This window comes from Syntrophomonas zehnderi OL-4, from assembly GCF_000983115.1.
Taxonomy (GTDB): Bacteria; Bacillota; Syntrophomonadia; order Syntrophomonadales; family Syntrophomonadaceae; genus Syntrophomonas_B; species Syntrophomonas_B zehnderi.
This window is the reverse complement of record NZ_CGIH01000038.1, coordinates 26553-38748: the sequence shown is the minus strand read 5'-3', so window position 1 is coordinate 38748 and position 12196 is coordinate 26553. Positions and strand designations below refer to the sequence as shown.

General features: G+C 45.0%; 11 protein-coding genes. All 11 read left to right on the top strand.

The genetic code is table 11. The annotated features are described in order from the left end of the window. The first annotated feature begins 5 nt into the window (after window positions 1-5). The 11 genes from AAV90_RS10760 to AAV90_RS10705 all read left to right on the top strand — a co-directional run bounded on the left by AAV90_RS10760 (window position 6) and on the right by AAV90_RS10705 (window position 12125). On the top strand, window positions 6-1178 hold the full coding sequence (locus AAV90_RS10760) for a radical SAM/SPASM domain-containing protein (protein ID WP_046498855.1): 1173 nt from the start codon (window positions 6-8) through the stop codon (window positions 1176-1178). Between the two features lie 12 nt (window positions 1179-1190). Continuing rightward, the gene (hemB, locus tag AAV90_RS10755; RefSeq protein ID WP_046498852.1) at window positions 1191-2162 is read left to right on the top strand and encodes a porphobilinogen synthase; all 972 of its coding nucleotides are present in this window, start codon (window positions 1191-1193) and stop codon (window positions 2160-2162) included. Between the two features lie 123 nt (window positions 2163-2285). Beyond that, window positions 2286-3278 (top strand): putative heme d1 biosynthesis radical SAM protein NirJ2, encoded by a 993-nt coding sequence (gene nirJ2 / locus AAV90_RS10750; protein WP_046498850.1) that lies wholly within the window; start codon window positions 2286-2288, stop codon window positions 3276-3278. Next, entirely contained in the window at window positions 3275-3748 is a 474-nt protein-coding gene (gene ahbA / locus AAV90_RS10745; RefSeq protein ID WP_046498848.1) for a siroheme decarboxylase subunit alpha, read from the top strand. The genes nirJ2 and ahbA overlap by 4 nt, the downstream gene beginning before the upstream one ends. Continuing rightward, on the top strand, window positions 3738-4205 hold the full coding sequence (ahbB, locus tag AAV90_RS10740) for a siroheme decarboxylase subunit beta (protein WP_046498846.1): 468 nt from the start codon (window positions 3738-3740) through the stop codon (window positions 4203-4205). The genes ahbA and ahbB overlap by 11 nt, the downstream gene beginning before the upstream one ends. A 33-nt stretch (window positions 4206-4238) precedes the next feature. After that, window positions 4239-5525 (top strand): glutamate-1-semialdehyde 2,1-aminomutase, encoded by a 1287-nt coding sequence (gene hemL, locus AAV90_RS10735; RefSeq protein WP_046498844.1) that lies wholly within the window; start codon window positions 4239-4241, stop codon window positions 5523-5525. A 12-nt stretch (window positions 5526-5537) separates the two neighbouring features. Continuing rightward, entirely contained in the window at window positions 5538-6323 is a 786-nt protein-coding gene (locus AAV90_RS10730; protein WP_084691567.1) for a CheR family methyltransferase, read from the top strand. Between the two features lie 267 nt (window positions 6324-6590). Then, window positions 6591-7349, top strand: a complete 759-nt coding sequence (locus tag AAV90_RS10725; protein WP_084691566.1) for an electron transfer flavoprotein subunit beta/FixA family protein — start codon at window positions 6591-6593, stop codon at window positions 7347-7349. 33 nt (window positions 7350-7382) lie between these two features. Then, entirely contained in the window at window positions 7383-8336 is a 954-nt protein-coding gene (locus AAV90_RS10720; protein WP_046498839.1) for an electron transfer flavoprotein subunit alpha/FixB family protein, read from the top strand. 89 nt (window positions 8337-8425) lie between these two features. Beyond that, entirely contained in the window at window positions 8426-10555 is a 2130-nt protein-coding gene (locus AAV90_RS10715; RefSeq protein WP_052729746.1) for a heterodisulfide reductase-related iron-sulfur binding cluster, read from the top strand. A 379-nt stretch (window positions 10556-10934) separates the two neighbouring features. Continuing rightward, complete coding sequence (locus AAV90_RS10705; protein WP_046498834.1) at window positions 10935-12125, top strand: acetyl-CoA C-acetyltransferase; 1191 nt, start codon at window positions 10935-10937, stop codon at window positions 12123-12125. Window positions 12126-12196: the final 71 nt, after the last annotated feature.

Here is a 12196-nt window from a genome sequence, read left to right as displayed (position 1 = left end):
AAATTATGATTGGATGTACGAAATTACTGTGTGGCACCGCAACCGTTTCCGAGGTTATTCAGCATAGCGGCAGGGAAGAAGTACCCCCGCAATTATTGCAATTCTCTGATCTTAACCGGCCGCTGGTGGTATGGAACACGACCCAGCGCTGCAATCTGCGTTGCAAGCATTGTTATATAGATGCTGAAGATCATAATTATGATCACGAATTAACAACGACGCAAGCGGAGAATATGATCTCTGATTTGGCCCAGATGAAAGTTCCGGTATTGCTTTTTTCCGGGGGGGAACCCCTGTTACGCAAGGATATTTTTCATCTGGGAAAAATGGCGGCGGAAAAAGGCTTAAGACCTGTGATATCCACCAATGGAACCTTGATTGATGAGGATGTGGCCCGTGAGATTAAAAAGGCCGGGTTTCAGTATGTAGGCATAAGTATTGATGGCGCTCCTGAGACGCATGATGATTTCCGCAATAAAGCCGGAGCTTTTGACCAAGCTATAAAAGGGGTGCGGGCCTGTTTGAGCCAGGGCGTTAAAACCGGTTTGCGGTTTACAGTCAATCGCTATAACCAGGCTGATCTGCCGCGTATTTTTGAAATAATAGAGGAAGAAAAAATCCCCCGCTTCTGTATGTATCATTTGGTTTACGCCGGCCGGGGACATGAAATGATGGATATGGACACCAACCGGGAAGAAAAACGGGCTATTTTGGATCTGGTCAGTCAAAAAACCCTGGATTTAAATAAACGCGGCATTGAGACTGAGATATTAACTACTGACAACCATGCCGATGGTATTTACCTATATAATAGCATCAAAAAAAATAACCCCGAACGGGCCGATGAAGTCATACATCTGCTGAAAATGCATGGCGGCTGTTCAGCCGGAACCAAGTTTGCCAATGTAGATGCCCGGGGAAATGTTCATCCTTGTCAATTTTGGCAGGATTACACCGTAGGTAATGTGAAAGAAACACCCTTTAGCCAGATATGGAATTCAGATGATGAATTAATGGTAAAATTAAGAGTCAAAGAGCAGCATGTAAAAGGCAAATGTGCTGATTGTACCTACAAACCACTGTGTTCTGGATGTAGAATCAGAGCCCGGGCGGTTTACAATGATATTTGGGCTGAAGATCCAGCCTGCTATCTCGATAAGGATGAGATCGCACCATAAGGAGCTGAGAGGATGGCTTTTCCGCACAACAGAATGAGACGACTGCGAGCCAATGAAACACTGCGTAGTATGGTAAGAGAAACCCGTTTATCTGTAAATGACTTTATCTATCCGCTATTTGTCTGCCCGGGTAAGGAGAAAAAAAACCCGATTACTTCGATGCCGGGTGTTAACCAGTATTCCGTAGATCTGTTGGATAAAGAAATAAAAGAACTGGAGGCTTTAGGAATACCAGCGGTTTTGCTGTTTGGTATCCCTGAGCACAAAGATCCTCTGGGAAGTGAGGCCGCCAGTGATCATGGGCCGGTACAGGAGGCTACCAAAAAAATCAAGGATATCAGCCCGGAGTTGATGGTTATTACGGATGTATGCCTGTGTGAATATACCAGTCATGGACATTGCGGTGTACTGAATCCAGATCAGACCGTGGACAATGATCGCACCCTGGAACTGTTGGCCGAAGAAGCATTGTCCCATGCCCGGGCCGGCTGTGACCTGGTAGCGCCATCGGATATGATGGACGGGCGGGTAGGATTTATCAGAAATCGATTGGATGAAATGGGTTTTGAAAACCTGCCTATCATGTCCTATGCCGCCAAATTTGCATCAAGTTTTTACGGACCGTTTAGGGATGCTGCGGACTGTGCACCAAAATTTGGAGATCGGCGCAGCTACCAGATGGATCCTGGCAACATAAATGAGGCCCTGCGCGAAGTTGAACTGGATATTCTTGAAGGAGCCGATATTGTAATGGTTAAACCGGCTCTGGCCTATCTGGATGTAATTAAAGCCGTCAAGGAGAAATTTGGAATGCCTACGGCAGCTTACAATGTGAGCGGGGAATATAGTATTATAAAAGCAGCTGCTGCTCAGGGGTGGATCCATGAAGAGACGGTAATGCTGGAAGTAATGACCTCAATTAAAAGGGCCGGAGCTGATTTGATTATTACCTACGCAGCCAAAGATATGGCTCGCCTTATTTAAACCAGACCAAGAGAACAAGGGGTCGGTTCTCCTGTGTCATTACGGAGAGAGGGGGAAGGTTAAATAGTTAGGTTAATAATTTAAAATAGCTTGATTATTGACCGGGACTATTAATCGAAGTAAATGCTGGTTTCCTGGAATACCACCAATCAATGCAATATGTTTTGTGACCATTGTTATCGAGATGCCGGCGCCAAAGCTGCGGACGAGCTTGATACAAATGAAGCCCGCACACTCATTGAGGAAATTAAAAAAGCCGGTTTTAAAATCATGATTTTCAGTGGCGGAGAGCCACTACTTAGACCGGATATCTATGAACTTGGTGCCTATGCCCGTCAACAGGGGTTACGTCCGGTGCTGGGAACCAATGCTACCCTGATTACGCCGAAGACGGCGCATCAACTGAAAGAAGCTGGCTTCCTGGCAGCCGGGGTTAGTTTGGATACCCTGATTCCGGAAAAAAATGATGCTTTCCGTAAGCTGGAAAATACTTCTGAATTAACCATGAACGGCATAAACAATTTAAAAGAGGCCGGTATACCTTTTCAAATCCATACGACGGTTATGGATTGGAATGTTGACGAACTGGAGGCAATCACTGATTTTGCGGTAGAACTAGGGGCTATGGCGCATCATGTGTTTTTCCTGGTGCCTACCGGCCGAGCTGTAAATATTGAAGAAGAGGCATTGCGGGTGGAAATATATGAAAAAACCATTGCCCGCTTGATGGAAAAGCAAAAAAATGTGCCGATTGAAATTAAGCCGACCTGTGCCCCGCAGTTTATCCGTGTTGCGGACAAAAAGGGTATCCCCCTGCGTTTTTCCAGAGGATGTCTGGCCGGGATTAGTTACTGTATAATAAGCCCAAAGGGAGATGTACAGCCCTGTGCCTATATGAATATGTATCTGGGCAACGTTAGGGAAATTCCGTTTCACCAGATTTGGTCTGACAATCCGGTTCTAAAGGAGCTAAGAACTATGGATTATGAAGGCAAATGCGGCATCTGTGATTATAAAACAAGCTGTGGTGGCTGCCGAGCTCGAGCCAATTACTATAATGGCAGTATCATGTCGGAAGACAGCTGGTGTTTGTATAATCCATCTAGAAAGGCATGAAGAATATGCTGGATAAAACCGATCAGGTCATGTTAAATATTTTGCAAAACTCTTTACCGCTGTCCGTCCAGCCTTATAAGGATATCGCCCAGGAACTGGGTATTGAGGAAGACGAGGTACTAAAGCGGATTGCCCGCCTAAAAAGCGAGGGCTTGATTAGGCGGATAGGCGGCATTATGAACTCATCAAAACTGGGTTTTTCTTCAACCCTTTGCGCCATGTCAGTACCTGAGGACAGGATCGAAGCAACAGCCGAGCTGATAAATCAAATGACAGGCGTAACCCACAATTACTTACGGGAACATCATTACAATGTATGGTTTACCCTTACGGTGAGATCGCAGGCAGAAGTAAAAAAGCAGTTAAAGGAACTGGAAGAGGTATCTGGTTTAAAAGTGATATCCATGCCAGCCAGTAAAGTATATAAGATAAATGTTTCCTTTGATATGGAGAAGCAAAATGAATTATGATGAAATAGACGCTAAAATTATACAAATGCTGCAGGGGGATCTTCCTCTGACCTCACGTCCCTTTGCACAGCTGGCCCAAAGCCTTGAATTGTCGGATTTTGAAATCTTGGATAGAATCCGCTTATTACAAGATAAAGGCATCATAAGAAGATGGGGTGCCGTACTAAGGCATCAGCAGGCGGGATATCGTTTCAATGCTATGGTGGCCTGGCAGGTGGATGCCGATAAGGCTGATAAATGTGGGGAAATAATGGCTGGTGTCAAAGAAATAAGCCATTGTTATTTAAGAGAGGTACCTGCTGATTTTAATTATGTACTTTTTACCATGATTCACGCCCGGGACGAGCAGGAACTGGCCGCAATTATCGCCAAGGTATCGGACTTAACGGGGCTGCAGGATTATGCAGTGCTGAAAAGCACGCGTGAATTCAAGAAGGTAAGTATGCAGTATTTTTAGATATTCATATATTTGTGAACGGGGGAACATGAATTGGATACCACTAAGTCGGATCAGCTTTATGAAAAAGCTCTTCAACTTATGCCCGGCGGGGTTAACAGTCCGGTGCGGGCCTTTCATTCAGTGGGAAGGTCACCCCTGATTATGAAAAAGGCCAGTGGCTGCAGGATAATTGATGAAGATGATAATGAATATATTGACTATGTCGGTTCCTGGGGACCCTTGATACTGGGACATAGTCACCCCGAAGTGGTTCAGGCCATCTGTGAATGTGCTCAGGAGGGAACCAGTTTTGGAGCTACCTGCTCCAAAGAAATTGAAATGGCCGAATTGATTTGCGATGCTTTTCCTTCTATTGAAAAGGTGCGTATGGTTAACTCCGGAACCGAAGCTACCATGAGTGCCATCCGCCTGGCCCGGGCCTTTACCGGCCGCAACAAAATCATTAAGTTTGAAGGCTGTTATCATGGACATGCCGATGCCTTCTTAATTAAAGCCGGATCAGGCATGTTGACCGCTGGCAGTCAGCTTAGCCCAGGTGTGCCTTCAGCCATTACCGGGGAAACAATTCTATGCAGATATAATGATCTTGAGTCCGTAGAAGAAGCCTTTAGACAATCGGGAGCTGATATTGCGGCAATTATTGTGGAACCGGTGGCCGGTAATATGGGTCTTATTCCCGGTACCCGTGAATTTCTAGTGGGCTTGCGGGAATTGTGTAACAACTATGGATGTCTGTTGATTTTTGATGAGGTGATCACCGGCTTTCGGCTTTGTTATGGCGGTGTACAGAATATAACCGGGATTGTCCCTGATTTAACCACCCTGGGTAAAATAATCGGGGGAGGTTTGCCGGTGGGGGCGTATGGCGGCAAAAAAGAAATCATGGATCTGGTCGCTCCGCAAGGTGAAGTATATCAGGCCGGAACACTTTCCGGAAATCCGCTGGCTATGGCCGCCGGTCTGGCAACTCTTAAGATTTTACGGGACACCGATTGGTATGACCGTATGGAGGTAATTAGTTATTTTTTAACCGGCAAAATTAGATCCTTGTTTGAAGCCCGGGGTATGTATTATGTCATAAAACGGTTGGGTTCTATGTTTTGCGTTTTCTTTACTGAAGACGAGGTGTATGATTATGAGAGCGCCATGAAGTGTGATACTCAAAAATATGCGCGTTTCTATAGGGAAGTTCTGCAGGAAGGCATCTACTTGCCGCCGGCTCAGTTTGAGGTGTCTTTTGTATCCTGCGCCCATGAACTGGAGGATATTTACCAGACGGTGGCTGCTATTGAACGAGCCCTGGATAGAATGAAATAGGGAGGTTCAGTTTTGGAGAGTATTTATGACTGGGAGTGGTTTATCAGGCAGTTTGAGGGAATGAGCAAAATAGACCTGACTGCTTATAAAAGGCCACAAATGGAACGACGTATTAATAGTTTTATGAGATCATCCCATGCTGCTGATTACAAGGAATTTATAGCTTTGATTCAGAAGGATAAGGTTTTATACCGTAAGTTTATTGAGCATTTGACCATTAACGTTTCAGAGTTTTTTCGTAATCCAGTCCATTGGGAGGTTTTGGAAAAGGAAATATTTCCGGTTTTACTTAAACAACGAACCCCCTTAAAAATATGGAGCGCCGGGTGCTCCACTGGCGAAGAAGCTTATTCTCTGGCTATGCTCTGCAAGGAAAAAATACCTGGCAAGACAGACAAGATTCTAGCTAGCGACCTGGATCAGGATGTGTTAGAACGTGCCCAGATAGGACTGTATTCTGCCAAGGCAGCGCAGACGCTACCGCCCTATTATCTGGAGCGGTATATGCAAAAAGACGGGGAATACTACCGGGTTGCTGAAGATATTAAAAAAATGGTTAGATTTGAAAAACAGGATTTATTAAAAGACCCCTTTGGCAGGGATTATGATTTGATTTTATGTCGCAATGTAGTAATCTATTTTACTGAAGAAACCAAGTTTAAATTGTATCGTAAATTTGTGGATGCGCTTCGTCCGGGAGGCGTGTTGTTTATAGGCAGCACCGAGCAGATATTTCAGGCCAAGGAAATAGGTTTTACTTCCCTGGCGACCTTTTTCTATCAAAAATCAGCAGTATGAACAATATAGTTTTGAAAGACTAAAAATATGTCCTATTTCTAGTGCAAAGCAGGAAAAAAGACTTTTTTATAGAATGTAAAACCATGTCTATGGCTTTTGAAAATAGATGTTATACCGGTGCTTGATATGAATTTTTTTGGCGGTAATTTTGCCGTAGGCAACAGTAAATATAGATAAAATCTCATGGAGGTGATCTGGGAGACCGCAGGTTTTGACGGGAGTTTTTACTATCAGGTAAAAAAAGAGGCCATTAGATGAAAAGGAGGAATGAACTTGAAGGTTCTAGTATGTGTTAAGCAAACTTTTGACACAGAAGCTAAAATTGAGTTAAAAGATGGCAAAATTAACGATGCAGGTATCAACCTCATCATTAACCCTTATGATGAAGTAGCAGTTGAAGGTGCCATCCAATTGAAAGAAAAAGGAATAGCTACCGAAGTAGTTATAGTATCTGCAGGTGCTGACAAAGCGATGGATGCTATCCGTACCGCTTTAGCCATGGGTGCTGATCGTGGTATCCTGGTCAAACAAGATAGTGCTGCTGATGAGTATGCCCGCGCAGTAGCTTTAGCTGATGCCATCAAGAAAGAAAACCCAGATCTGATTCTGGCCGGACACGTTGCAGCTGATGATGGATCTTCACAGGTTCCAACACGTATTGCTGAAATACTTGGTTTGCCACATGTAAACGTTATCACCAGTATCGAAATAGCTGGTGGCAAAGCTACCTGCACCAGTGAAGCCGATGGCGGTACTGCGGTGACCGAAGTTAGCATTCCGGCGGTTATCTCCAGTCAGGTAAGCTGGAATGAGCCCCGTTATCCTTCCATGAAGGGTATTATGCAGGCTAAAAAGAAACCCGTTGCCACAGTTGACGCAATTGCCGTAGAAAACAAAGTTAAAGTGCTGGAATTTGCTCTTCCCGCTGGCAAGACCGCTGGCATTAAGATAGAGGAAGATCCCGATGTAGCAGCCGCCCAAATGGCTGACTGGATGAAAAATACCGTTAAGGTGGAAGTGAAATAATTATACCTGTGTATAAATAAAGGAGGGTCATAGATGGCTGGAACATGGGTTTTTGTAGATCAAAGAGATGGAAATATACGTAAAGTTACTTATGAGATGCTAGCCGAAGCCAAGAAATTTGGCGGAGAAGTAGCAGCCGTTGTATTTGGTAAAGGTGTTGAAGGTCTGGCCGGCGAATTTGCGAAATATGGCGCCGATAAAGTTTATGTTGCAGATGATGATATTTTTGCAGCTTACAATACAGGTGCTTATGTAGCGCAAATGGTTGCCATGATTAAGGAATACAGCCCTAACGCCGTACTGTTTGGTCATACCATGAACGGAAGAGACATGGCATCCAGGCTGGCACAGAAACTGGATGCAGGTATGGCTACTGATGCTATTGCTGCCGAAATCAGTGATGGCAAAGCTGTTTTCACCAGAGCAATCTATGCCGGTAAAGCGTTGGCTAAAGTTGAAGTAACCGGTAGCCCTATAGTTGCAACAATTCGTGCAGGTGTTTGGGAAGTAGTCGAATCTGCCGGAGCCGGCGAAGTGGTTAAAGTAGCTGTTGCTGCTACTGCTGCTGATGTCTACCAGGTTGCCAAGGACTTTGTACCGACCGTATCGGCAAGACCTGAGCTTACTGAAGCTGCGGTTGTAGTTTCCGGTGGACGCGGCTGCAAAGGCCCCGAAGGCATCAAAGTTGTTGAAGAGTTAGCTGACCTGTTGGGTGCTGCTCTGGGTGGTTCGCGTGCCTCCATTGACTCTGGGTGGCTGGGACATGAACTCCAGGTAGGTCAAACTGGTAAGGTAGTATGCCCCGGGCTGTACATAGCCTGTGGAATCTCTGGGGCTATCCAGCATCTGGCTGGAATGTCTTCTTCTAAGTTTATTGCAGCGGTAAACACAGATACTGAAGCCCCTATTTTTAATGTAGCCGATTTCGGAGTAGTGGGGGATCTCTTTAAGGTAGTTCCCTTGCTTTGCACCGAGTTGAAAAAATAGGTAGCCGTAAAAAATAATTGGTGTTTCTGGATATGCCAAACAGCATATCCAGAAAACCAACGTTTGCTTTAAGGGAGGGAATTTGTTTCATGATATTTGGCTTTCAACCACTAGAAGGTGGTTACGATGTCCCAATGCGGGTTGTTGGGGCGAATATTCCCTACGAATGGCTTATCTATGTCATTATGTTTATCCCTATAGGCATATTCCTGTACGGCTTTATTAAAAAAGTCCAGGTATGGATGCTGGCAAAAGGGGAAATACACAGAAATGATAAGGTTTGGCAACGTATAGGTTCGCTTTTATCCAACACCTTATTACAAACTAAGGTAATTAAGAAACCTCTGCCAGGTTGGATGCATTTCTTCTTGTTCTGGGGATTCTTGTTACTGTTTATGGCTGCTGGCATCGATGCTTCCCACCATGCCATCGGCTGGCCACACCTCGAAGGCGCCAATTATATCGGGATGTCCTGGATAGTAGACATCTTTGGCTTTTTGGCTATGATTGGCATCATGGTACTTGCCTTTATCCGCTATATTCAAAAACCGGATCGCTTAAATGATACTAAGGCTTCAGATGGCTGGATAATACTGCTCGTCTTTACTATCCTTCTAACCGGTTACTTCATTGAAGGTCTAAGGATTGGTGCTCAGATTCAGCTTTCGACAACTATGGAGCAAATCGCCTATGAAAAAATAGCTTCACCCATTGGTTGGATGTTTGCTGCTATGTTTGCAGGTATGAGCCTGGATAGCATGTTGATGTGGCATCGCATCCTGTGGTGGTTCCATATGGCTATTGCCTTTGCCTTTATTGCCATTATTCCGTTTACCAAGCTGTGGCATATATTTACCGGAATGGCCAACTATATTTTCCGCGATCTGGAACCTTCAGCTTTGCGTATGGTTGATAATATTGAAGAGGCCGAATCATTTGGGGTAGAAAATATTGAGGACTTTGGTTGGAAAGATTTGCTGGATCTGGATGCTTGTATCCGCTGCGGTCGTTGCCAGGAAAACTGCCCCGCCTACAATACCGGAAAGCATCTAAATCCCAAGTTAACTCTTATTCAGGCTATGAAGCTACACCTGGACGAAAAAGCACCTTATCTGCTGGCTGCTAAAAACAACCCTGAAGAACTTGAAGAAATAGCCATGACCGATGCGGCCGCTGAAAAAGTCAATCCGATGGAAGCCAGCCTGATTTATGATGTAGTAACTTCGGAAGTTGTATGGGATTGTACCAACTGCCGGGCTTGCATGGAGCACTGCCCCATGTATATCGAGCATATTCCCAAAATTGTGGAAATGCGCAGAAACCTGGTTATGTGGCAGGGAGATATGCCTGGTGAAGCCCAGATGGCCTTTACCAACATGGAACGCAACTACAACCCTTGGGGTGTTGGTTGGGCATCACGAGCTGAATGGCTCAATGAAAGAGGCGTCAGAGACATTGTTAATCTCTTGCCAGAAGATGGCAAGGAGTTTGAATACCTGCTTTATGCCGGTTGCGCAGTATCCTTCGATGATCGTTACAAACGGGTAGGTGAATCTCTGGTTAGGTTGCTTAATAAGGCCGGCGTAAGTTTCGGTTATCTGGGAACGGAAGAATTCTGCTGTGGTGACTCAGCCAGAAGATTAGGTAACGAGTATCTTTACCAGACCTTGGTCAACCAGAACCTGGAATCCTTTAACAACTATGGCGTAAAGAAAATTATTGTAGTATGCCCGCATGGGTATAATGCGCTGAAGAATGAATACCCGCAGATGGGCGGAAATTATGAGGTATATCATTACACTGAAATCCTGGCCAAATTAGTAGCCGAAGGCAAGCTCAAACCGGATAAGGCAGTAGGAGCCAAGATAAGCTATCACGATTCCTGCTTCCTGGGACGGCATAATGGTATTTACGACCAGCCGCGGACGGTATTGAAAGCTGCAGGCGCATCGATTGTTGAAGTTCAACAATCCAAGAACTATGGCTTCTGTTGTGGCGCAGGCGGTGGACGTATGTGGATGGAAGAAGAGGCAGTAGAAGGGTTCAAACGTATCAACGATACCAGAACCGACCAACTACTTGTTTCCAATCCGCAAATGATTGTTACAAACTGTCCGTTCTGCTTGACCATGATCTCCGATGGCGTTAAATCTGCTGAGGCAGAAGAAAGCACTAAAGTCTACGATGTGGCCGAAGTGCTCTGGCAATCAATGCAATAATAATTAATAAACATTAAAGGGTCTCCCGTTTCTTTGGGGGACCTTTTATTTTCTGATAAAGAAACCAAATTACATACTTGCCAACTGCAAAAATCAAACCATCTGCTAACCGCTACTCTTAAAACCTGCAATACGAGCGATAATTCCATTAATGTAGTCATTGCTCTGTCTATCCAGATTTTTAATTATCAGCCTGCAAAAATCATGCAGGAATAATTACCATATAATAGAATAATATGTATAAATAAACAGATAATTCATTAAAATCAATCAGTTAAGACTATTCCAAAATTAAGTAAGCAGGCAGGGGGGATGTCTTTTATAGATCTAATATATCCGATGGTTTTTCCAGCTAATACTAAGTAAGGGGGTATTGCTCTTGACTAGAGAAATTGTTTTGGTAGGGGCCTGCCGGACTCCTGTAGGATCCTTTGGGGGTTCGCTCAAAGATATTTCTGTAGTTGATTTAGGAAGTGTGGTTATGGCTGAGGCCATTAAAAGGGCAGGTCTGAAAGGAGATCAGATTGATGAAGTAATATTCGGATGTGTCCTGCAGGCCGCTCAGGGACAAAATGTGGCTCGACAATCATCGGTCAAGGCTGGGATTCCTATAGATGTATCAGCCATGACCATCAACAAGGTTTGCGGTTCAGGCTTAAGAGCTGTTAGTTTGGCGGCCCAGGTTATAAAAGCCGGGGACGCAGATGTTGTATTGGCCGGAGGCATGGAAAGCATGTCTACCGCACCGTTCGCTCTGGAAAAGGCACGTTACGGTTACCGAATGGGAAATGGCAGTTTGATTGACGTTATGATCAAAGATGGCCTTTGGGAAGCATTCAACAACTACCACATGGGTATTACGGCTGAGAATATTAACGAACAGTATGATATCTCCCGTGAGGAACAGGATGATTTTGGCTTTAGAAGCCAGGAACTGGCGGCTCAGGCAATTGCCTCCGGCAGATTTAAAGACGAGATTACCCCGGTAGTAATTAAAGGCAAGAAAGGAGACACCATTTTCGAGGTAGATGAGTACCCCCGCGCGACTGCCCGGGACAAGATGGGCACGCTTAATCCGGCCTTTAAAAAAGACGGCTCAGTCACAGCCGCTAATGCTTCAGGCATAAACGATGGCGCAGCTGCGGTAATCGTAATGTCCAGGGAGAAGGCTGACGAATTGGGCATTAAGCCGATGGCGAAGATAGTAAGTTATGCTTCTGCCGGGGTAGAACCTAAAGTAATGGGATTAGGGCCTATACCGGCCAGCCGTAAAGCATTGCAGAAAGCCGGCTTGACCATAAATGATATTGACCTGATCGAAGCCAATGAGGCTTTTGCAGCCCAATCAATAGCCGTAGCTCGCGATTTAGGACTTACTGAGATAATGGACAGGGTTAATGTCAATGGAGGGGCGATTGCGCTCGGACATCCCATAGGGGCATCTGGAGCGAGAATACTGGTCAGCTTGCTGTATGAAATGGAGAAAAGAAAATCCCAGCGCGGGTTGGCAACCCTTTGCATTGGCGGTGGAATGGGCACAGCCATGATTGTAGAGAGAATCGAAGCCTAGTCAAGGAAAAAGATTCAGCCAGGATAAAAAATTCTTAGCTTAAGGGCCAAAGCATATGATAAAAAAAGGGT

Bases quoted from the DNA above. Each gene is read 5' to 3' on its own strand.
- AAV90_RS10760 (WP_046498855.1), top strand. From the start codon at position 6: ATGATTGGATGTACGAAATTACTGTGTGGCACCGCAACCGTTTCCGAG.
- hemB (WP_046498852.1), top strand. From the start codon at position 1,191: ATGGCTTTTCCGCACAACAGAATGAGACGACTGCGAGCCAATGAAACA.
- nirJ2 (WP_046498850.1), top strand. From the start codon at position 2,286: ATGCTGGTTTCCTGGAATACCACCAATCAATGCAATATGTTTTGTGAC.
- ahbA (WP_046498848.1), top strand. From the start codon at position 3,275: ATGAAGAATATGCTGGATAAAACCGATCAGGTCATGTTAAATATTTTG.
- ahbB (WP_046498846.1), top strand. From the start codon at position 3,738: ATGAATTATGATGAAATAGACGCTAAAATTATACAAATGCTGCAGGGG.
- AAV90_RS10725 (WP_084691566.1), top strand. From the start codon at position 6,591: ATGAACTTGAAGGTTCTAGTATGTGTTAAGCAAACTTTTGACACAGAA.
- AAV90_RS10720 (WP_046498839.1), top strand. From the start codon at position 7,383: ATGGCTGGAACATGGGTTTTTGTAGATCAAAGAGATGGAAATATACGT.
- AAV90_RS10715 (WP_052729746.1), top strand. From the start codon at position 8,426: ATGATATTTGGCTTTCAACCACTAGAAGGTGGTTACGATGTCCCAATG.